The sequence below is a fragment of the Polynucleobacter sp. AP-Feld-500C-C5 genome (assembly GCF_018882265.1).
Classification (GTDB): domain Bacteria; phylum Pseudomonadota; class Gammaproteobacteria; order Burkholderiales; family Burkholderiaceae; genus Polynucleobacter.
In genome coordinates this window covers 104,341-125,355 of the sequence record NZ_JACVOW010000019.1, presented here as the reverse complement: position 1 = coordinate 125,355, position 21,015 = coordinate 104,341, and the positions used below count along the sequence as shown (strand labels likewise).

Below are 21,015 nucleotides of genomic sequence, written 5' to 3'. Positions count from 1 at the left end.
AACCCAGTAAATTCAATGAGTTACTGGGTTTTTTGTTTTCATAAATTCCTTAAATTATCACAAATCCAACAGTTTTTTACAAATTATGCTGCTTCGCACCAAATAAATGTTGCAACACAACAAAATATTTCTTACAATGGTGCATCGCAACAAGTTATACAACCATCTACTAAATAAAGGATTAACCATGTTCCAGAATCAATTAAACGATCAAATCGCTCAAGCTCAAGCTAAAGCTGTTGAAAACGCTAAACATTTGGCACAAGTTGCTGTTGAAAGTGCGCAAGAATTAGCAGAAATCAACCAAGCTGCTGCTAAAGATGCATTAGCTGCTGCACAAGATACAAGCTCACAATTGCTGGCAATCAAGGATCCACAACAATTGGCTAAATTAGCTCAACCTGAAACTGCTCAAGAAGCTGTTAAGTATGCAACTGCATACCAAGCTAAAGTTAGCAAAGTTGTTCGTAACGGTAACAAAGAAGTTGCTCAAGTGATTGACGCTTCAATCGATGATGCACGTGATGATATGGTTAACTTTGTTAAAGAAGCTACTAAGACAGCTCCTGCTGGTTCTGAGGCATTTGTTGCTGCATTCAAAACTGTATTTGAAGCTTCAGTTCAACAGTTTGACCAAGTTCGCGCAACTGCAACTGATGCATTCGCAAGCTTTGAGAAAAGTGTTGACGCTGCATTGGCTAACATTCAAGGTCAATACGCTGTAGCTAAGCCAGCTGCAAAAGCACGTAAAGCTGCTTAATTCTTAGACTTACTTGCTTCAATAAAAAACCGTCTTCGGGCGGTTTTTTATTTCTCTGCAATAAGCTGCAAAGCTATATGCAGCAATGCATAGCAGGCTCTAATAGTTGATACCGTCAACCGCTTTTAGGTAGCCTTTTAAATATTGCGGTGGAACATATATCACCGTACTGATACCAGCCTTTGAGGAGAGGGTCAGTTGAAAACCGTCCTTCACACGCTCCTTTAGAAAAGCATCAGTCAGATTAATCGACACTAATTCCTTGAAAATGCATCCTCTGGCTTCACACAGACCGGCCTCTTTAGAGATCATCTTAAAAGTGGTAACTGGTCCATTGAGTAGGGTTGCAGAATCGTAATTCCGCATTTGCGTGAAATAAGTCAAGTGAACCTGGAGTTCATAGGACTTCACTCCTTGCTGGGTTTTCTCGCTACGCAAGTTAAACATTTCATAGGTATTGGATTCATCCATCGTATTGATCGATGGCCCTACATAGGTCTTTCCACCAGAGGTATTAGGGGTGACTATCGTAGATTGATAGACATCATTGACCTCCCAAGCACTAATCTTTTTATCGTTATTGGCACAGGCGATTAGCCCACAGCTGATTGCTAGTAATAATGCAAAACGGTACATATTTAGCTCCTTAGATACTCAAATCATACTATCGTCTGCCTGCTTCCCTGACCATTCTCTTCAAATCAGGTTGAAGACCTTCGTTTTATCAAGTTCAGCGTTTTAGTTCAAAACCTAGGGTTTTTCATGATTAAGTTACTACACTTCACAACTTCACAACTTATGAAGTTGTGTTATAGTCTGATGACTGGGAGAAAAAATGAAGAGACAAATACCGAAAACACATCAAGCCTTGGAGTGGATAGGGAAGGGCATGAGCGCAGCTCAGGCCGCTCGAAAGATGGAGATTTCAGAGTCCAGTGTGTATGCGGCCCTCAGAAAAACGAAGGCAAAAGATATGGGTTGTTGCCCAACATGTGGTCACAAAATAAGGAACTAAGTTGAAAAAGACTCTATTAGTTGTTGTTACTATTTCAGTCGCTGCCTTTGCATACGCAAATACCGCATCCGATTCCTCTGCATTAGTAACTCAGCAGTGCAAGATTTCTGCGGAAGCGGTATCTACATTGAAAGGCCTGCAATACGGCAATACTTCAATCCGTAAAGATGTTGCCAGTTTGATTGATCGTCATTTGAAGACTCAGGAAAATAGAGAGAGCGCTCATAAGAAGTTGAGCTTGATGGTTGACGACAAATCTACTGACGCCAGCGTTCTTGAAGTGAAGTACTGCTCCTAATTCTGGACAGGGAGGTTAAAAAACCCGCACTAGGCGGGGTGTGAATAGTTGACGCAATTTTTATCCAGTTAATTCTTGAGAGTGGATAAAAAATCTTTAATCACTTTATTCTGAAAAGTATTTTCATCTGGAGTTGCGCCAGCGCCGGACAAGTGACCCATTGGCAGACGATCATTGATTGCTATGTACTTGGCTCCAGGAATGAGTTTTGCTGAAGACTTGGCATCTGACTCTGGATTAAGCAAGTCACCGGTACCTGCCAATATCAATGTTTTAGCTTTGATAGATTTCAGTGCCGCCGCCGTATTATTGTCGAAGCCTTTAGTTTGTCCTACGTCATGACGGTCATAGGCACGTGATTGCCAGATCCAGTCATTAGCATCCATTCTTTTCCAGCCAGCATCTTGCACTCTTTTAAGGTATTCAATTTCTGCTGCAGGCGTTGGATTTAATTGTTCCTGATAAGCGGGTGTTCTGACGATTACTCCACTTAACCAACCAGACCATAGACGCATGCCTTGCTCCACTGGTTTATCGTATTTTCCGCCTTGGTAGCCAGGGTCAGTCATGATGCTTTGACGAAGCATCTCTAACACGCCGGTAGTCCATGCTGGGGTTTTAGCTAAAGGGATAATCGGGATGATTGCTTGCATGGCATTTGGGTAGGAGACAGCCCACTGTAAGGCTTGCATACCACCCATAGAAGCTCCGATTACCGCAACTAATTTTTTAATACCAAAGTGATCTACAACTAACTGATGTTGTGTGTTGACCATATCCCGTATATTAAATTCTGGAAAGCTAACATTAGCTTGTGCTTTGCTATTGGATGGCGAGGTACTCAAGCCATTACCAATAGCATCAGTGCAGATGACAAAGTACTTGTCAGTATCTAATGCTTTACCGGGACCAATCAGGTAATCAATGCGATGATGATTGCCGCCAATGGCTGTCACCATCAAAATGGCGTTACTCTTATCGGCATTCAGGGTGCCTTGTGTCGTATAGGATAAATTAAAGTCTTGAATGATGGAGCCATTCTCTAGTTGAAAGTTGCCCTCAGAATAGAGTTGATGAGCCGGTTCAGTCGGCTTATGGGCTAGTGCATTGAGTGAGGTAATTGTGAGGGCGAGCGCAACGCCCTTCATAATGGCTAAATACATACTTGTCTCCTTTTATTATTATTTATTTATAGCAGGATTTTCTGATGACCCAGGCATTTGAGTGTGCAGAGTGCGGTAATCCTAGATTTTTAATGGGCTCCTGTCAGCATTGTGGGAGCACAGAGTTACCCAGCGTGTTTGTAGATGTCACCGAATTCAATATTAAGCAGGGCTTTCCAAATGTTGAAGAGGCCTTGGACCATTTAACAGAATATCTGAGAGCTGCTTATGAGCTTGGTCTGAAGGCGATCGTTTTAATACACGGCTATGGCTCATCTGGTGAGGGTGGTCGTATTAAATGGGCGATCCATGGGGCGCTCGAAAATAATCGGTTTGCTGATCGGGTTGAGGAGTATTTCTATGGGGAGAATGTTCCCTATGCAAGCCCAGCTTGTCAGGATTTATTGAAAAAGCGCCCAGGTTTAAAACGGCATTTAAAGCACTTCAAGGCTGGCAATGCAGGTATGACAGTTTTATTGTTAGGTTCTGCCCCCAGAAGTACTTAGAATAGACAGGTATCTAGGAAACTCTTATGACTACTCAGGAATCACAACACGCCATTTCTCAAGAAGCATCAGCTTCTAGCGCAGATCAATTAATCGGTGAATTTAAATCTCTGATGGCCGATGCTGAGGCTTTAATTCAGGCTACTGAAGATCATCCCAGTGAGACAATTGGCGCTATTCGCCATAAGGCGCTTGAAACTATCTCAGGCGCTAAGGAAAGCCTATCAAATCTTGAGGAGACTTTGACCGAAAAAGCTAAGGTTGTTGCTGAAGGTGCGGATGATTTTGTGCATCGTAATCCGTGGGAGGCAGTTGGTGTTGCTGCTGGCTTAGGCTTATTAATTGGTCTTTTGATCCGTCGTCGCTAGGTTCGCATGTCTCAAGAAAATTTACTCTCCTCCATTAAAAACCTTGCATCAACGAGTGCATCAATAGCGCAAACTCGTTTAGAGCTTTTGTCGGTTGATGTGCAAATTGCCAGAAACAAATTGATTAGCCTGCTGGTAATGATTGTGAGTGCCTTATTCTTTTTATTCTTTGGCTTGGTAATGTTGGCTTTACTCATCGTCATCTATAGTTGGGAATCTGATCGGATGCTAGCTTTAGGCTTGCTCACTACGGCATTTATCTCCATCGGCTTAATTTTGGCGCTTGTGATTATGCAAACGCTACGCAACATGCCTAAGTTATTCGAAGCATCGATTGCAGAATTCGCTAAAGACAGGGAAGAGCTTTCGCGCTAAGGTATGAGTAATACACTCAAAGCCCTGGAGGCTCGTCGTCAAGAGCTTCAAAAAAGATCCAGCCATGAGCGCCTTGAATTTTCTCAGCACTTTGAGCCTTGGGAGAAGCCACTCTCATGGGCTGATAAGGGTGTTGATGCCTTTCACTTTCTCAAAGACAACCCATTACTATGGACGAGTGCCTTTGCGGCCCTGGCTCATTACAGACCTAAATTGGCTAGCAAGGTTTTGGCTGTTGGTTGGGGTGCTATGAAGTTGCTCAAGAGTGTCAAGCGCTTAGTCTAGGTCAAGATTTAGCTAATCAATACAGATTTATTCAGTATTCCATGTTGATTGAGAATAGCACTGCCATTGAGTGCGCCTATTTCAAGCAGCGTAATCGCACCACAGACAGTAAAGCCAGCATTGCGAATCAGCTTATCAGCAGCTATCAAAGTACCTCCAGTTGCCAGTACATCATCAATCATCAAGACCCGAGCATCTTTTGGCAGGGTTGACTGCTGAATTTCTAAGGAGTCTGAGCCGTATTCCAAGCCATAAAACTATCGATGGGTCACTAAGGGAAGTTTATTGGGCTTTCTGGCGAGGGCTAGGCCTTTATGGGCATGATGTGCAAGGGCGGAGCCAAAAATAAAGCCTCGCGATTCAATCCCTAAAATATGGGTATAGTCAAATGATTGGGCTAATTCATCGAGCTTCGCAATCGCTTCTTTGAAGGCTGCTGGGTCTGCTAATAAAGGGGAAATATCTCTAAACAGAATTCCAGGTTTCGGAAAATCGGGTACACCGGGTAGATAATCTAATAAATTCATATATGGCAGACATGAAAACGAATTACCTCATTATTACCGCATTAGAGAGTGAGCTCAAGCGCGAGGCACTCCCGTCAGGCGTTGAGATTATCTACTCTGGGATTGGCAAAATAAACGCAACGATCGCCTGTGTCAAAGCAATGCATCAATATGCGCCTAATCAGATTATTAATTTTGGGACCGCTGGGAAGGTGAACCCTCAAATTCATGGCTTAATAGATATCGGCAAGGTCATTCAGCGTGATATGGATACAGAGCCGCTTGCTCCTCGAGGCCAAACCCCGTTTTGTAATAGGCCATCAGAATATCTCTCATCTGGAAAATTTCTATGTGGTACTGGCGATAGCTTTGTGACTGCGCAGGATCCTTGGCTCAATAGCCAAGGGGTTGATGTTGTCGATATGGAGTTGTTTGCACTCGCAGCGGTAGCGCATCAGCATCAGATTGTATGGCGGTCATTCAAATATATTACTGATGATGCTAATGAAAATTCTGGTAATGATTGGCAAGAAAAAGTAAATCACGGGCAAGAGCTATTCATTGATAAACTCAAGCAAATCATGAGTTAAGCCTATCAATAGGATTTGTATGAATACTCCAAAACCTTGGCTAAAAAACTATCCTGCAGGAGTCCCGCAGGAAATTGGCGACCCTTCTCATGCATCCTTAACCGAATTCTTAGAAGAATGCTTTGATCGCTTTAGTAATCGCAAGGCAGTGGAGTCGATGGGCAAGTTTTTCACGTATGGTCAAATTGATCGATTATCAAAAGACTTTGCTTCCTATCTTCAAACCCTGGAATTAGATCGGGGAGCACGGGTAGCCTTGATGTACCCCAACGTGATTGAGTATCTGATTGCGATGCTTGGAACACTGCGTGCGGGCTATACAGTCGTCAACATTAATCCACTCTATACCTCACGAGAGCTTGAGGCTCAATTGCAAGATAGCGGAGCTAGCGTATTGGTGCTGATGGAAAACTTTGCTAATACATATCAGCAAATAGCAGAACGGCTGACTTTAAAACAAGTCATTATCAGCAGTCCCGGGGAGCTCTTGGGTTTAAAAGGACATATCGTCAATTGGGTAGTCCGGAATATCAAAAAGATCGTGCCAGCATGGAATGTTGCGCACACCAACTTTAAAGACGCCCTGACCATAGGTAGTCGACATCCATTTCATCGACCTGAGATTAGCCTGGATGATATTGCCTTCTTGCAATATACCGGCGGCACTACTGGAACCTCCAAAGGGGCAGTTTTACTCCACCGCAATATTCTTTCTAATGTGATGCAAATTGAGTCTTGGTTAAATCCGGGTCTCAAACATAAACCAGATCAACAGCTGAGTTTTTTATGTGCGTTACCCATGACTCATATCTTTGCCCTCACAGCTTGCGCTCTTTTGGGAATGGCTAAAGGGGCCTTGTTAGTCCTGGTAGCAAACCCAAGAGATATTGATGGCTTTATTAAGTTGCTGATCAAACATCCCAAGATCAATATTTTTCCAGGCGTCAATACGCTCTTTCATGCATTGATACATCGCCCCGAGTTTAAGAGGGTCAAGCTACCGCATTTATTGGTCACTATTGGTGGGGGCATGGCGGTGCATAAGAAAACTGCCGATCATTGGCAGGCGCTGACAGGTTCGCCCATTGCCCAAGGCTATGGCTTATCAGAAACATCACCCGTAGTTTGCGTCAATAGCCCTTTAGAGAAACACTTTACAGGACATATTGGTGTGCCCATGCCCAGTACAGACCTTGTGATTCTGGATGATGATGAAGTGGAACTACCCCAGGGCACTCCCGGCGAGATTTGCATTAAAGGGCCACAGGTGATGGCGGGCTACTGGAATAAACCAGAAGAAACTGCGCACTGCATGACGGCTGACGGCTACTTTAAATCTGGCGATATTGGTCTGATGACTGAGGATGGCCATATTCAAATTGTTGACCGCAAAAAAGACATGATCGTGGTTGCCGGCTTTAAGGTTTTCCCAAATGATGTGGAAGATGTCTTATCTCAAATGCCTGGCATTAAAGAATGCGCAGTGATTGGCGTTCCGCACCGCAAGCTTGGTGAGATTATCAAAGCTTATATCGTCAAATCAGATCATCACATCACTGAAGCAGACGTTTTGCAATATTGCAAAGAGCATCTCACTAGCTACAAGAGACCAAGAAAAGTAGTATTTATTCACGAGCTCCCAAAATCTAATGTTGGGAAAATTCTCAGGCGCGAACTCAGAAATATTTGAGGAAAATTACTTGCTAGGAGTTTTGCCCACCATCTTGGCAGCTCTTAAGAAGTCAAAGTCCACGCCTTTATCTGCTTGAGTAACAGTGTCGAGGAATAGCTTCTTGTAGCCGCGCTCAGCAGTTGGGGAGATGACTGGATTTTCTTTGACGCGTTTTTCTAATTCTGCTTCAGAAATCAAGAGGCTAATCTCCCGGTTTTTGACGCTGAGACGAATGCGATCACCATTACGGACATGGGCTAAGGGGCCGCCAATCGCAGACTCAGGGGTGACGTGCAGCACAATCGTGCCAAAAGCAGTGCCACTCATACGGCCATCCGAGATACGCACAATATCTTTAACGCCAGCACGAGCCAACTTCATCGGAATCGGAATATAGCCAGCTTCGGGCATTCCAGGTGCGCCTTTAGGGCCAATATTTTTTAGAACAATAATATCGTCGGCAGTGACATCCAAATCTGGACTATCGATGCGATTGGCTAGGTCTTCTGAGTTTTCAAAGACTACGGCTCGACCTTCATGCTCCATGAGTTTTTCATCTGCAGCAGATTGCTTAATAATGGCGCCACCGGGAGCAAGGTTGCCATGCAGAACGGCAATGCTGCCGCGGGGATAAATCGGATTACTCATTTTTCGAACGACATCTTGCTTGAAGCTTGGCGGGCCCGCATCGATTTCCTCGCCCAAGGTTCTTCCCGTTACAGTCATCGTACCCAGTTTTAAGAGTGGTTTCAGTTCACGTAAAAGCGTCGTCATGCCACCTGCATCATGAAAATTTTCCATGTAATGGTCACCGGATGGTTTTAAGTCAACCAAGACCGGGGTCTCATTACCCATTTTGTCGAGCGCATCAAGATCAATTTCTAGACCCATGCGTCCAGCAATAGCTGCTAAATGAACAATGCCATTCGTAGAGCCACCAATCGCCAGCAATACCCGCATCGCATTTTCAAAGGCATCTGCTGTCAAAATCTGATCAATCGTTAAACCATCTTTGGCCATCTGTACTGCGCAGGCACCAGTTTCTTCAGCAACCCGAATACGGTCTGCAGTCACAGCAGGAGGTGTGGCACCCCCAGGCACTGTCATGCCAAGTGCTTCGGAGATACACGCCATGGTGCTAGCGGTACCCATCACAGAACAAGTGCCGACGCTGGCGACCAGTTGATCGTTCACTTCATCTTTTTCAACTTCATCAATCTCGCCGGCGCGGAATTTACCCCAGTAGCGGCGACAGTCAGTGCAAGCGCCAACCCGTTCATTCCGATGTGAGCCCGTGAGCATAGACCCAGTAATCAGTTGAATAGCAGGTAGACCCGCTGAAGCTGCGCCCATCATTTGGGCAGGAACAGTTTTATCACAGCCGCTAATCATCACAACGGCATCCATCGGTTGTGCACGTAGCATCTCCTCGGTATCCATCGACATCAAGTTACGTAGATACATGCTGGTTGGTGCCGCAAAACTTTCATGAATGGATATTGTCGGAAATTCCATGGGCAAACCACCAGCCAACATCACACCACGTTTAACGGCCTCGAGTAATTGCGGCATATTGCCGTGGCAGGGGTTGTAAGCGCTACCGGTATTAATGATGCCAATGACTGGGCGATCTAAAGCACTATTGGTGTAACCAGCCCCTTTAATAAATGCTTTGCGTAAAAATAATGAGAAGCCTTTATCGCCATAACTCGTTAGACCTTTGCGCAGTCCTGTTTCTGATGGAGTTTTGTTGTCTTTTGGTTTGGTACTCATGCTTGTCTCAAAGGTTGATGATTAAAAGGCTGTTTTGCTCATTGTAGCTATTTGGGCGTAGTATGACCTAGGGGTTGCCACCCCAACGGTATTGCCAGGAGATGCCAACAGCGTTGTAGCTCGTATCAGTGCGTGAGTAGACTCCCTTGCTACCAGTGAGTCGAATTGAGTTTTGCTTATCAATTGGATAGGAGAGGGTGCTACCAAAGCGCCAATTTTCTTGTGTACCGTTAACGGGAATCCCATTGACATAAGTTTGACCGCCAGTGAAATAGGTGGCATCAGCAGAGACCCATGCCGTATTGGGGAAGTAATAAATCACATGGGTTTCACCAGAGTAGATTGGGCTTTGTGAAAGGGTGTTATTACCTAAATAATTAGTATTGCTGGTATAAATGGTTGCCATGCTAGCTAACTCTAGCCTCCAAGGTCCTAGTGCTTGGGAAAGTCCCATAGCTGGTTGAATCAGGGAGCGATTGGCACCAACATTAATCATCTGATTGCTGTTGTACTCACCCTAGGGAATAGTGGCAGCGATACTCGCCCCAATGATTAAGTCCTGTTGATAGTCTCTGAACTGACTGTTGGATAGTGCAGGCGCGCCATAGAGATTGACAGAGGCTTTGATCATGGGATCTGAGAGTCCTTCCGCTGAGGCGTTTATCGCTTGGCCACCAACATGACCTGTACCCGATAGCTCCCCATAAGGCAGTGCCAAGGTAAGTCTGCCAGATTGTCCGGCGAAGTCAATGACGTGAGTCAGACTAACTGCTTGAGTATGGAGGGTGTAAGAGCCACTTTTGGCCTGTGCAATACCACCGGTGACAAAGTTCATACCAATAGGCGCATTAGAGTATGCGCGGGCTTCTATTTCTTGGGCTTGAACATGAGCGATAGAAAAAGATAAAACTTAGATCAAGCAAAGGCGGGCAGCTAGCGCTCGCAAAGATGACTGCCTTAAATACAAATTATTTACTTTCTGAAATGCGGCTGCCGAAAAATAAGCTCAGTACATTTTCTTTGCCCATCATCATTTGCATAGCAGTAAAAATGAGATAGGGCCATACTATCAACCAATAGACCAAAGCCATTGCAATAACATGTAAGGGGTCAGCTTGTCCAAAAGCAGCCATAGAAGCCAAAAAGTTTTTGCCATGAATGGCGCCATCAATCCCAGCTTCGAGATAGTTTAGAGATAAAACAATCGCCAGATAAATGAAGGATTCAACAAAAAGTGATTTCAGAATGCCATAAGTCTTATTCACTTTGATCGGGAAAATCGCTTGGCCAATCAACATAAATTTTGCCGAAAGCCCAGCCTTGATCAGTGCTAGGCCAAAAATAGTCAGAGAAATAGGGCGCTCATGTAATGAGGTGACGCCCAAAAACGTGAGAGAGCAAAACCAAATACCAAAATAAATAGAAAGGGCTAATGCCTTTTCAGCTTCACCTATTAATCCTTGCAGCAGGCTACGTTTAGGATCAGTTGTAGCTGGTGTATTGGTCATGAGGGCAATCTATAGGACTGCGATTAAGCATTACAACAAGATTCGCCACTTGAGCATGCAGAACTCACTTCAACGGGTGCAGGTTCATTGGTATAGCGAGCAATATAGGCCTTCTTATCTTTTAAGTCCAGCTTGATCCATACAAAGTGTCCTGAGCCGGGTGCAACAGTAATGGGTTCTCCCTGCATATTCCACATCGCATCTAAAACCATATCTTGATTGCCTTGAGGCTCGATGACTTCGAGTTTGTCGCCAACAGAAAAACGATTCTTGACGTCGACCTTTACGCGACCATCAGACTGATCTATATCGAGAGTTTCACCAACATATAAGCTTCTGCCTGAGAGCGAGTAACCTCGCATATAGAGTTGATACTCTTTATCATGGTGGCGTTCATAGAACCCATCGGTATACCCACGGTTGGCTAAGCCTTCAAGATTGCCAAGCAATGTTGTGTTGAATGGTCTGCCTGCAACAGCGTCATCAATCGCTGAGCGATAAGCTTGGCAAGTACGGGAAACGTAATAAGGTGACTTGGTACGACCTTCAATCTTAAAAGAATCTACACCCATCTTAGTGAGCCGTTCAATATGTTCAACCGCTCGCAAGTCTTTAGAGTTCATGATGTAAGTACCATGCTCATCCTCTTCCATGGGCATCAATTCATCCGGCCTTCTGGCTTCTTGGAGCAATACAACATCACCACTTTGATTTTGTTGTCCTGGTTTTACTTTATAGTCCCAACGGCAAGCATTAGTGCAGGCACCCTGATTCGAATCACGATGTGACATGTAACCTGAGAGTAAGCACCGTCCAGAGTAGGCAATGCATAAAGCACCATGTACAAAAACTTCTAGTTCCATTTCTGGACAGTCTTGACGAACCTCTTCAATCTCATCGAAAGAGAGTTCGCGAGACAAAATGACACGACTTATGCCAACTGAACGCCAAAATTTTGCAGAGGCACCATTTACCGTATTCGCTTGCACAGACAAATGAATTGGCATATCTGGCCAGGCTTCTCTAGCCATCATGATCAAACCAGGGTCTGACATGATGAGAGCATCCGGTTTCAGCGCTACAACTGGCGACATATCTCGAATGTAAGTCCGCGTCTTTCCGCCATGAGGCAGTAAATTAGAAACGAGATAAAACTTTTTTCCTAATTCGTGGGCAGTATCGATACCTTGTTTAAGAACTTCAATCTTTCCGAAGTCATTATTACGAACGCGTAAGGAATAGCGTGGCTGACCTGCATAAATAGCATCTGCTCCAAAATCAAAAGCAGTTTCGAGCATTTGGAGGCTGCCCGCGGGGGCTAGTAGTTCTGGCGTTTTCATCATGGAGGTATTTTAATGCCTGCTTAGCCCATTTGCTTGGTGAGAAAGTGCCCTAAATGTGCTTAAAAGGCCTCATTTAGGGGTTAATTTAGACGCTCAGCAGTTTATTCGTCTGCGATGGTGTTACGTAAGACGCCAATAGATTCAATTTCAATCTCACAGATATCGCCTGGCTTCATAAAGACAGGAGGTGTTCTTGCGTAACCTACGCCAGCAGGAGTACCTGTGATCACAACATCTCCTGGCTCTAAAGTCATACATTCAGAAATCAACACAATAGTTTCTGCAACACCCCAAAGAAAATCTTTAGTATTGGCGTTTTGCATCACTTGACCATTTAAACGTGATTGAATGTTGAGACCATCACATCCTAGGGGAAGTTCTTCCGGCGTCACTAACCATGGACCGAATGCACCCGTTTGATCAAAGTTTTTACCAATCGTCCACTGAGTAGTTTTACGTTGGTAATCACGAATGCTGCCATCGTTGAAGATGCTAAAGCCAGCAACGCAATCTAAGGCATTTTCTAGTGTTAGGTGACGCGCTTTCTTGCCAACAATAAAAGCCAGCTCAGCCTCGTAATCGAGTTTGTCAGACACCTTTGGTCGAATTATCGGACTTAAATGCGCTGTCATGGAGCTTGGGCCGCGCATAAAAAAGCTCGGGTATTCAGGTCTCGCGTTACCACCTTCTTTTGCGTGGTCAGCATAGTTCAAGCCCATGCAGACAATTTTCCCCGGTCTTTCAATGGGAACCTTAAAAGAAATCTCTTTGAGGTTGCCGCCGATTGCTTTGGAGTTTTTAAGTGCCAAGTCTGCTCGCTCCAATTGCTCTGGAGATTGAATGATTTCTTGTAAGTTATTCCAAATGAGTGGATCTGTGGCGCACAGATCAATATAGGTATCGTGACTACCTTTTGAGAGGGCGCCAACACCCTCATATCCATTTGGACCTCTAAAGCCAAATAGCCTCATATCAATATCTCCAATTTCATTGTTTTATTTCTATCTAAGTCATGCAGTATAGGGCAGCCTTCATGCATTAAAAGGCCGACTATTCACTCATTTAAAGGCCTCCCAGCCTATTAAAGTATGATAACTTTTCAGTCAAACGCATGAATATTATTAATTATAAGAAAGCATAAAAACATCATGGATACACCAAGCACGCTGCTCAATGGTGGCCAGATCCTGGCAAATGCATTGGTAAGGCAAGGGGTGGATATTGCCTTTGGTGTGCCAGGTGAGAGTTTTCTTCCCTTATTAAATGGTCTAGTAGATCATCCTAAGTTTCGATTCATTACTTGCCGACAAGAAGGTGGTGCTGCTTATATGGCAGAGGCCTATGCAAAGTTATCCGGTCAGCCAGGTGTATTGATGGTCACGCGTGGACCAGGCGCATCAAATGCCATGATTGGCATGCATACGGCTTATCAAGATTCAACGCCCATGGTTTTATTGGTAGGGCAAGTTGGCACTGATATGGTTGAGCGTGAAGCCTTTCAAGAAATCGACTATCGCCGCATGTATTCAGAATGTGCAAAGTGGATTGGTAGTATTGATCGCGTTGATCGCATTGACGAATTTGTTTCGCATGCATTCCACGTAGCACAGGCAGGGCGCAAAGGACCTGTAGTGTTAGCTTTGCCAGAAGATGTGTTGTATATGACTAGCCAAGAAAACCCTGTGAAGCCTGCACATATCGTTCAGCCAGGCTTAGATGGGAATGTTTTTCAACCGGCAATGCAAGCTTTTGCATCAGCCAACAAGCCTATGGTCATTGCCGGTGGGGGCAATTGGAATAGTGCTGCCTGTGAGGACTTGAGAAGCTGGGTCAATAGAGAAGGTGTACCGGTGGCGACCAGCTTTCGCTCACAAGATGTCATTGATAATCTAGATCCAGCGTTTGCAGGTGATTTAGGTATCGGTGCCAATCCTGCCTTAGTGAAGCGGATTCAAGAGGCTGATGTTCTTTTGGTGATTGGTGAGCGCTTAGGAGAAATGACAACGGCGGGATACAGCTTATTGTCTGTTCCGCAAACTAAAGCAACATTAATTCACGTCCTCTCAGGACCCGAAGAGTTGGGTCGCGTTTATCGCCCAGACTTTGCCCTTAATTGCAGCCCAGAAAATTTTTGTGCAGCACTCAAGACGGTGAAGATGGCTAAGAATCATGACTCAGCAGTCATGAAGACGGCGCATGCTGAGTATTTAACATTCTCAAGCCCGGTAACCGTTCCTGGTGATCTGCAGTTGGCGCAGATTATGTCTTCATTACCAAGCTCTATTCCACGTGACTCAATCATGACTAATGGCGCCGGTAACTTTGCTACTTGGGTGCATCGTTTTTATCCCTATGGCCCTTATAAAACGCAATTAGCTCCAGCCAATGGATCCATGGGTTATGGCCTGCCAGCAGCAATTGCTGCCAAAATAACCAATCCTGAAAAGGTGGCGATTGCAGTTTGCGGTGACGGTGATTTCATGATGAATTGCCAAGAGCTGGCAACGGCAGCACGGTATGACGCCTTTCCAATCATTTTTGTGGTGAATAACAATATGCTCGGAACAATCCGCATGCATCAAGAGCGAGAATTTACCTCTCGCGTGATTGCCACAGGCTTAACTAATCCAGATTTTGTGAGGTTTGCCGATAGCTTTGGCATGCCAGGATTTAGAGTGACTAAAACGGCAGAGTTTGCGCCCGTATTTGCAAAAGCGTTAGCAAGCAAGAAGGGCGCATTAATAGAATTGGTGCTCGACCAAGAAGTGATCTCGCCAAGCAAGCTACTTTCCCAATTAGGAAAGTAGCAGGGTCAATCTACCTTCGCTCCAGAATCTTTTACAACCTTAGTCCACTTCGCAATTTCATTTTTGATGAAGTTTGAAAATTGGGCTGGTGTATTGCCAACCGGTTGTGCACCCATGGCTAAGTATTTCTCTTTGACTGCGGCACTATTGATAGCAGCCATCAATACAGAACTATCTTTATTTAAAATATCGGCAGGCATATTTGCAGGGCCCACTACTCCAAACCAAGAGGTAGCTTCATAACCTGGGAGGTTTGCTGCTTCAGCAATGGTTGGCAAATCTGGGAATGCAGGAGACCGTTTAGCGCTCGTCACTGCTAATGCTTTTAAACGTCCAGCCCGAATATAGTTAATCGAAGACGGTAAGTTATCAAACATGATGTCAACGTTGCCGGCCATGAGATCAGTCACTGCTGGCGGGCTTCCTTTGTAGGGGAGGTGAACCATATAGGTTTTAGTCATTGATTTAAACAGCTCGCCAGCCATATGGATGGAGGTACCGTTACCGCTCGATGCCATATTGACCTTGCCTGGATTTGCTTTGGCGTAAGCAATCAGATCATTTACGCTATTGATGTTGTTCTTAGACGCAAATTCTGGATTGAGCACTAATACGTTAGGCAACTCGGCGACCAAGGTAATCGGCGTGAAATCCTTAATCGGATCAAATGGTAATTTACCGCCACCTTGTGTGTAGAGCGGAAGGTTGATGCCATGTGTACCTACTGATGCCATGAGCCAGGTGTAACCATCAGGAGCAGATTTAGAAACAATCTCAGCACCGATATTGCCGCCGGCACCGGGCTTATTGTCGATGATGACATTCCACTTAGCAGTACTTAACAGTTCATTTTGGAGTGGCCGAGCAATATTGTCAGTTGCGCCACCAGCCGGGAACGGAACAATAAAACGGATTGGCTTATTGGGGTAATCAGATTGCGCAAAAGACGTTTGCGATCCTGCAAAGAAGGTAGCAATGATGATGCAGCACTGCATTGCACGGCCAAACGCGTTAAAAGGGCTACTTTGAATCATTGCCATCTCCTGTTGATGAAAATCATTCTGATGATGATTTTTAATTGCTTAATTTAAGCATAACAGAGCAAACTGAGGGGATCAAAATGAAAAAGGGCCTAGATTTCTCTAGACCCTTCACTTATTTGGCTCCTCGACCTGGGCTCGAACCAGGGACCTACGGATTAACAGTCCGGCGCTCTACCGACTGAGCTATCGAGGAATAAGCCGATATTATAGCAAGATGAGATCACTTCTTCCCACTTCTATCCGTATCCCCAGGGTACTGACTATTGCTGGCTCGGATAGCGGCGGTGGAGCAGGACTTCAGGCCGACCTCAAAGTAATCACTGCCCTCGGTGGCTATGGGATGTCTGTGATCACAGCAATTACAGCTCAAAACACTTTAGGGGTTACGCGTATTCAGGATGTCGACTTAGATGTCGTGGAGGCTCAAATCGATGCCGTTTTATTAGATATTGGCGCTGATATCGTCAAGATCGGTATGTTAGCTAGCCCAGAAATTGTTCGCACTGTCGCCAAAACACTTCGTAAGCATGGTGTCAGCAGAATTATCTTAGACCCTGTATTGCGCGCAACCTCAGGCGCAAGTTTGGGTGGTGACGATACTGCTCAGGCAATGATGCAAGAGTTATTTCCAATGGCAACACTGATCACTCCAAATTTAGATGAAGCATCTTTACTATTGAGTCACGATATTGCTGGCCCAAATGAATTTCAATTCGCAGCACAAAAATTACTCGAGATGGGTCCGCAAGCAGTTCTGATTAAGGGCGGTCATCTTGATGCAAGCCATACTCAAATTACTGACTATTTAATGTGGCGCACGATTGAAGATAGTCTTGAAGTGGTTCAGTCAAAAGAGTTCAAACACTATCGTGTGAACACTGCAAATACTCACGGTACCGGCTGTTCTCTTGCTGCGGCGATTGCGACTTATTTAGCGGATGGCCATGATTTAAGTCATGCGGTTGCCAAAGCGATTGCTTATATTGAGGCAGGACTAGAAGCGGGCCGCTTCTTGAATATTGGGGAGGGTCCTGGCCCGCTTTGGCATATGCACGATTTTTATCCAACTTCTTTGCCAAATGAAGAAAGTAGTTAAGCCCAATAGCTGCAATTGAGATTTTTGCTGACTTATCCGCATTGCTTAGCCTAGACCTTTTATAAAAATTAAATATAAAAGTTATTTTCGATACTTCTAGGCTATTAGCCATAGAGGTAATACGATAGCGAGCATGTTATTTTCCTCGTCTCCCTTTTTGGAATTTTCGAAGTCTACCCGCAAGATCAATAAGCGCTACAAAATCAATGATTGTAAAGAGCTTCTGGTCCTAGAGGCTGTATTAGGGGCTTATTCTGATGGTGTGGAATTTTCGGTTTTAGATCTAATCTTGCTTGGTGATATTGCTTCACAAGCTACCCTTCATTCCATTATGAAGACTTTGATCTTAAAGAAGATGATAAAGACCGAGACTTGTAAGCGTGATGCAAGACGTAAGTATGTATTGCCCACTAAACAGGGCTTATCCTGGCTCAAAGATAAAGACGAATTATTAGCTAGTTCTCAGAATCGATGAGAGGAAAAAAATTCTACAGATTACTCGTTCGAAAGTCTGTAGCTTCATTGGTTTTATCTCTTGGGTTTACAGCTCAATCACAAATGGCGCTCTCGCAAACATATAAGGGTGAAGTTGTCGATTGCTACAAGGATGCTATCAAAGAGTCTTTTACTTTCTACGGCAATCCAGGGGATGCATTTACCCTTTATGACAACTCTACTTGGAAAGTCGCAACGGGTGGTCAATATGAGTATGTTCCGGTTCGCTACAAAGATGTTTTAATCTGTCCTGCTGCGGGTAAATTAGTGATTGGCAATAAAGCATTATCAATTTCTAAAAACTAGGTTTGCATTAATGCTTGCAGGTGTTTGACGGCAGCCTTAGGATCTTTGGCTTGTGTGATAGCTCTCACCACCGCAACAGAACCTACGCCACTCTTAGCAACCACATGAATGCTTTCTTGATCGATGCCACCAATGGCAACTAATGGATAGTGACTCATCAATTTCGCGTATTGATACAGTCTGCCTAGTCCTTGTGGAGCCGTAGGCATTTTCTTGAGGTTAGTCGCGAAGACTGCGCCCATCGCAATATAGCTAGGACAAAAACGGTCTGCATGAGCTAACTCAGCATAACCATGAGTGCTTAAGCCCAGCCTTAAACCTGCCGCCCGAATTTTTTCCAAATCAGCAGTCTCTAAATCCTCTTGTCCGAGGTGCACTCCATAAGCCTGTGCATCTATAGCCTCTTCCCAGAAGTCATTGATAAAGAGTAAGGTCTTGCTGCCGTCAACCGCTTTGACAGATTCCTTAATTTGTTTTCTGATTTTGTAGCGATCTTCAGATTTAAAGCGCAATTGCACAGTCGGCAGTTCAGCTTCAACCATACGCTTTACCCAATCAGCATCGGGCATGACACCATAAAGTCCCAAGCGCTTCGGACATTCTTTAAAAGCATTTGGATTCATATTGCGCGTCCAAGGCAATAAGTCGAACTGCTCTGGTCTGCTGGGCCACTTAAATGGATTAAAACCACCATCATGCAAGGTCATGCGAGACCATGCTTTACCTAAGACTTTGGCATCTGATTCAATAAAGCCCATTTCAATAGCAGCAAGTGCGCCAGCAAGTTCGTAATGATCAGTTGCAGCCTCATTATCAATGCGTGGAGGAGGTGAGCTCATGGAAAATTGTGGCAATGGAATACACAATTCATCGCCTTTATGCGCTTGAATAATCTGATCGGCAAGGTCACGTACTAGACTCATGGATTAGTCTCTAGGCTTGATGCCAAAAAGGTGTGCCAACTAAAGGGGTGCTTGCCTGGGCAGACTCTTGTGGTTTCATGGCGCCCGACAGGTAAGCAGTACGACCTGCATCCACAGCCATCGCAAAGGATATGGCCATAGCCACAGGATCATTCGCAAGGGCTACAGCAGTATTCAGTAGTACGCCATCAAACCCCCATTCCATTACCGTGCAAGCATGGGAAGGAAGTCCTAATCCCGCATCCACAATCAATGGCACCTTGATACGGTCACGCAATAACTTCATGGCATAAGGATTCAGTGGACCTTGACCAGTACCAATAGGCGCGGCCCAAGGCATCACTGCTTGGCAACCTACATCCACCAAACGTTGGCATAAAATCAAATCTTCGGTGCAGTACGGTAACACCTTAAAACCATCTTTAATTAAGGTTTCTGCTGTTTGCACAAGGCGCAACGTATCGGGTTGCAAAGTGTAGTCATCGCCGATGAGCTCTAACTTAATCCAATCACTCTCAAACACTTCGCGCGCCATCTGGGCAGTAGTAATCACTTCTTGCGGACTGTGGCAGCCTGCCGTATTTGGTAGAACTGGGACTGACATTTTCTTGAGCAGATCCCAAAAGCCGCTATGGGCTTCAGTAGTGCTAGTACCTTGGCGACGCAAGCTTACGGTAATCATCGCTGGATTGGCCGTCTCTACCGCATTCTCGAGTACCTGTGGAGAAGGATAGCGCGAGGTGCCTAATAGTAAACGGCTGGCAAAGCTCTCGCCGTATAAAACGAGGGCATCAGCGCTATTCAGATTATTGGGTAATGGTGCAGTCATAAATAGTAAATAGGGGATTAGCCGCCAGTGACTGGGGCAATGACTTCAATCTGATCATTTTCATTGAGGGGAAATTGATCGTATTTCGTTTTGGGTACAAAGTTCAAATTCACCGCAACTGCATAAGGCGGTTTTGCATTAATCAAGGACAGCGCATCTGAGATCATGCTCTGACTCGGAAGCTCATATTCGATTTGGTTGACGATTACACGCATACACTTGCCTCATGATTGCTAGTGTTACTGGTAATGCTCAAACCCAATTCGAATGCAGTATTGCTTTGACCAACTTCTAAGAGCTCTAATGTGGAATCTATCACAGCTGGAGATATCATAAATCCATGGCGGTAGAGACCATTGATCATGATCAAATCTGATAAGCCTTTATCTTTCTGCACCCGAATTTCTGGCAAGTTATTTTTCAAAGTAGGGCGACATTGGGTTGCCATCTCTAAGATGCGGGCTTCAGCAAAGCCGCTATGCACGGTATACACCGCACTGAGTAACTCCATCGCAGAGCGCACACTCATCTCCGAAAGATCATCAGACTCAATCTCCGTTGCACCTACAACGTAGACGTCATTCTCTTTAGGGGCGATATAAATGGGGTAACGAGGATGAATCAAGCGAGTAGGTCTGCGTAATTTGACCTCTGGGGCAAAGAGTCGCACCACTTCACCGCGTACTCCTCGCAAGCTCTTGCCAGGTGAGGTCCAAGCATCTTTGGCGCCATTACCACGGCAATCAATTACACATTGGTATTGACTGTCATTACGCATTTGCTCCGGATCTACCGCAGTATTCCAAAGACAATTGACTTTCAGAATGATTAATTCTTGTAATAGAGCATTCAGTAATTGACGATTATCGAGTTGACCTTCGCCAGGTAAATATAAGCCTTGTATAAATCGATCTGCGACACCAGGTTCAAGTTTGCGTAACTCTGCACTATTGAGTTTTTGCGGCAGCGTTAATTGAGGATTGTGACGACAATTCTTTTCAAGATGATTGGTAAAGCGCTCGGCTTCATTGGTATCTTGTCGATGCCACAAAATCAAAGTGCCATCTTGCTGAAAATAGACTGGATTAGAGAGTTCGCTAATGAGCTGTTTCCAACGTGGCAAGCTATGAATACCCATGCGTACCACCGAATCCTCGGTAATAGCAGACTCAGCCAATGGTGCCAGCATGGCAGCAGCAATACGAGCAGCTGCACCGCTTGCATCAGAACCGCCTTGATCAAATAAATCAACTTGCGCTCCACGCTGAGCAAGCGCTACCGCCAGGAGCCGACCCATGAGGCCGGCGCCGACGATAGCGTATTTGCTGGGCATGGATAAAGCTTGATTCATCGT

At 44.9% G+C, this 21,015-nt stretch carries 26 protein-coding genes, 1 tRNA gene and 1 pseudogene; 12 read left to right on the top strand and 16 right to left on the bottom strand.

Translation table 11 applies throughout. The features are described 5' to 3' along the window. Positions 1-187: 187 nt before the first annotated feature. Positions 188-760 carry a phasin family protein gene (locus ICN21_RS02375; protein WP_216176469.1) on the top strand — a complete coding sequence of 191 codons (573 nt, stop codon included), beginning with the start codon at positions 188-190 and terminating at the stop codon, positions 758-760. A gap of 99 nt (positions 761-859) precedes the next feature. Here the strand turns inward: ICN21_RS02375 and ICN21_RS02370 are convergent, their stop codons facing one another. Then, a complete protein-coding gene (locus ICN21_RS02370) occupies positions 860-1,396 on the bottom strand; it encodes a hypothetical protein (RefSeq protein ID WP_216176467.1) in 537 nt (178 codons plus the stop codon). 380 nt (positions 1,397-1,776) lie between these two features. Here ICN21_RS02370 and ICN21_RS02365 point away from each other — a divergent pair, with 380 nt between their 5' ends. Then, positions 1,777-2,073 (top strand): hypothetical protein, encoded by a 297-nt coding sequence (locus tag ICN21_RS02365; protein WP_215294684.1) that lies wholly within the window; start codon positions 1,777-1,779, stop codon positions 2,071-2,073. A gap of 68 nt (positions 2,074-2,141) precedes the next feature. Here the strand turns inward: ICN21_RS02365 and ICN21_RS02360 are convergent, their stop codons facing one another. Continuing rightward, positions 2,142-3,236, bottom strand: coding sequence for an alpha/beta fold hydrolase (locus ICN21_RS02360; protein ID WP_216176465.1), 1,095 nt, complete (start codon positions 3,234-3,236; stop codon positions 2,142-2,144). Between the two features lie 44 nt (positions 3,237-3,280). Between ICN21_RS02360 and ICN21_RS02355 the strand changes: the two genes are divergently transcribed. From ICN21_RS02355 to ICN21_RS02340, 4 genes are read left to right on the top strand one after another with little or no spacing between them, the layout of a single operon-like run. Next, on the top strand, positions 3,281-3,742 hold the full coding sequence (locus tag ICN21_RS02355; RefSeq protein WP_216176463.1) for a Smr/MutS family protein: 462 nt from the start codon (positions 3,281-3,283) through the stop codon (positions 3,740-3,742). A 26-nt stretch (positions 3,743-3,768) separates the two neighbouring features. Continuing rightward, positions 3,769-4,110, top strand: coding sequence for a YqjD family protein (locus ICN21_RS02350; RefSeq protein WP_216176461.1), 342 nt, complete (start codon positions 3,769-3,771; stop codon positions 4,108-4,110). Between the two features lie 6 nt (positions 4,111-4,116). Beyond that, positions 4,117-4,485 (top strand): phage holin family protein, encoded by a 369-nt coding sequence (locus ICN21_RS02345; protein ID WP_216176459.1) that lies wholly within the window; start codon positions 4,117-4,119, stop codon positions 4,483-4,485. A 3-nt stretch (positions 4,486-4,488) separates the two neighbouring features. Next, complete coding sequence (locus ICN21_RS02340; protein WP_216176457.1) at positions 4,489-4,770, top strand: YqjK-like family protein; 282 nt, start codon at positions 4,489-4,491, stop codon at positions 4,768-4,770. A gap of 8 nt (positions 4,771-4,778) precedes the next feature. Here ICN21_RS02340 and ICN21_RS11060 read toward each other — a convergent pair whose 3' ends face one another. Together ICN21_RS11060 and ICN21_RS11055 are read right to left on the bottom strand one after the other, a co-directional pair. Next, entirely contained in the window at positions 4,779-5,018 is a 240-nt protein-coding gene (locus tag ICN21_RS11060; protein WP_255534175.1) for a phosphoribosyltransferase family protein, read from the bottom strand. A gap of 9 nt (positions 5,019-5,027) precedes the next feature. Next, entirely contained in the window at positions 5,028-5,297 is a 270-nt protein-coding gene (locus tag ICN21_RS11055; protein WP_255534174.1) for a hypothetical protein, read from the bottom strand. Positions 5,298-5,299: 2 nt separating this feature from the next. Between ICN21_RS11055 and ICN21_RS02330 the strand changes: the two genes are divergently transcribed. Both ICN21_RS02330 and ICN21_RS02325 read left to right on the top strand, forming a co-directional pair. After that, the gene (locus tag ICN21_RS02330) at positions 5,300-5,866 is read left to right on the top strand and encodes a 5'-methylthioadenosine nucleosidase (RefSeq protein ID WP_370624039.1); all 567 of its coding nucleotides are present in this window, start codon (positions 5,300-5,302) and stop codon (positions 5,864-5,866) included. Between the two features lie 19 nt (positions 5,867-5,885). Next, positions 5,886-7,556 carry an AMP-binding protein gene (locus ICN21_RS02325; RefSeq protein ID WP_216176455.1) on the top strand — a complete coding sequence of 557 codons (1,671 nt, stop codon included), beginning with the start codon at positions 5,886-5,888 and terminating at the stop codon, positions 7,554-7,556. A gap of 6 nt (positions 7,557-7,562) precedes the next feature. On the opposite strand, the gene ICN21_RS02320 is transcribed toward ICN21_RS02325, so the two are convergent. The 6 genes and pseudogenes from ICN21_RS02320 to ICN21_RS02295 all read right to left on the bottom strand — a co-directional run bounded on the left by ICN21_RS02320 (position 7,563) and on the right by ICN21_RS02295 (position 13,133). Further along, complete coding sequence (locus ICN21_RS02320; RefSeq protein WP_216176454.1) at positions 7,563-9,311, bottom strand: IlvD/Edd family dehydratase; 1,749 nt, start codon at positions 9,309-9,311, stop codon at positions 7,563-7,565. A gap of 67 nt (positions 9,312-9,378) precedes the next feature. Next, a pseudogene (locus ICN21_RS02315) lies at positions 9,379-9,816 on the bottom strand (transporter); the annotation flags it as partial. Positions 9,817-9,828: 12 nt separating this feature from the next. Then, positions 9,829-10,146, bottom strand: coding sequence for a hypothetical protein (locus tag ICN21_RS02310; protein ID WP_216176450.1), 318 nt, complete (start codon positions 10,144-10,146; stop codon positions 9,829-9,831). A gap of 133 nt (positions 10,147-10,279) precedes the next feature. After that, entirely contained in the window at positions 10,280-10,819 is a 540-nt protein-coding gene (locus ICN21_RS02305; protein WP_215294665.1) for a hypothetical protein, read from the bottom strand. A 23-nt stretch (positions 10,820-10,842) separates the two neighbouring features. Next, positions 10,843-12,162: a U32 family peptidase gene (locus tag ICN21_RS02300; RefSeq protein ID WP_216176448.1), complete on the bottom strand. Its 1,320-nt coding sequence runs from the start codon at positions 12,160-12,162 to the stop codon at positions 10,843-10,845. A 101-nt stretch (positions 12,163-12,263) separates the two neighbouring features. Continuing rightward, the gene (locus ICN21_RS02295; protein ID WP_216176446.1) at positions 12,264-13,133 is read right to left on the bottom strand and encodes a fumarylacetoacetate hydrolase family protein; all 870 of its coding nucleotides are present in this window, start codon (positions 13,131-13,133) and stop codon (positions 12,264-12,266) included. A 177-nt stretch (positions 13,134-13,310) separates the two neighbouring features. On the opposite strand from ICN21_RS02295, the gene ICN21_RS02290 reads away from it, so the two are divergent. Continuing rightward, on the top strand, positions 13,311-14,969 hold the full coding sequence (locus ICN21_RS02290) for a thiamine pyrophosphate-binding protein (protein WP_216176444.1): 1,659 nt from the start codon (positions 13,311-13,313) through the stop codon (positions 14,967-14,969). A 5-nt stretch (positions 14,970-14,974) separates the two neighbouring features. Here ICN21_RS02290 and ICN21_RS02285 read toward each other — a convergent pair whose 3' ends face one another. Together ICN21_RS02285 and ICN21_RS02280 are read right to left on the bottom strand one after the other, a co-directional pair. Further along, entirely contained in the window at positions 14,975-16,003 is a 1,029-nt protein-coding gene (locus ICN21_RS02285; protein WP_251369930.1) for a tripartite tricarboxylate transporter substrate binding protein, read from the bottom strand. Between the two features lie 126 nt (positions 16,004-16,129). Beyond that, positions 16,130-16,205, bottom strand: a tRNA-Asn gene (locus ICN21_RS02280). A gap of 21 nt (positions 16,206-16,226) precedes the next feature. Here ICN21_RS02280 and thiD point away from each other — a divergent pair. The 3 genes from thiD to ICN21_RS02265 all read left to right on the top strand — a co-directional run bounded on the left by thiD (position 16,227) and on the right by ICN21_RS02265 (position 17,909). Then, positions 16,227-17,108 (top strand): bifunctional hydroxymethylpyrimidine kinase/phosphomethylpyrimidine kinase, encoded by an 882-nt coding sequence (gene thiD, locus ICN21_RS02275; protein ID WP_216176442.1) that lies wholly within the window; start codon positions 16,227-16,229, stop codon positions 17,106-17,108. A gap of 157 nt (positions 17,109-17,265) precedes the next feature. After that, positions 17,266-17,583, top strand: a complete 318-nt coding sequence (locus ICN21_RS02270) for a hypothetical protein (RefSeq protein WP_216176440.1) — start codon at positions 17,266-17,268, stop codon at positions 17,581-17,583. 83 nt (positions 17,584-17,666) lie between these two features. Next, on the top strand, positions 17,667-17,909 hold the full coding sequence (locus ICN21_RS02265; RefSeq protein ID WP_216176438.1) for a hypothetical protein: 243 nt from the start codon (positions 17,667-17,669) through the stop codon (positions 17,907-17,909). Here the strand turns inward: ICN21_RS02265 and ICN21_RS02260 are convergent. The 4 genes from ICN21_RS02260 to ICN21_RS02245 are packed head-to-tail and all read right to left on the bottom strand — an operon-like array spanning position 17,906 to position 21,012. Beyond that, complete coding sequence (locus ICN21_RS02260; protein WP_216176437.1) at positions 17,906-18,832, bottom strand: thiamine phosphate synthase; 927 nt, start codon at positions 18,830-18,832, stop codon at positions 17,906-17,908. The genes ICN21_RS02265 and ICN21_RS02260 overlap by 4 nt on opposite strands. Positions 18,833-18,842: 10 nt before the next feature. Continuing rightward, positions 18,843-19,661, bottom strand: a complete 819-nt coding sequence (locus tag ICN21_RS02255; RefSeq protein ID WP_216176434.1) for a thiazole synthase — start codon at positions 19,659-19,661, stop codon at positions 18,843-18,845. A 17-nt stretch (positions 19,662-19,678) separates the two neighbouring features. After that, positions 19,679-19,876, bottom strand: coding sequence for a sulfur carrier protein ThiS (gene thiS, locus ICN21_RS02250; RefSeq protein ID WP_215294637.1), 198 nt, complete (start codon positions 19,874-19,876; stop codon positions 19,679-19,681). Continuing rightward, positions 19,867-21,012, bottom strand: a complete 1,146-nt coding sequence (locus tag ICN21_RS02245; RefSeq protein WP_216176432.1) for an FAD-dependent oxidoreductase — start codon at positions 21,010-21,012, stop codon at positions 19,867-19,869. Before ICN21_RS02245 ends, thiS begins: the two co-directional genes overlap by 10 nt. Positions 21,013-21,015: the final 3 nt, after the last annotated feature.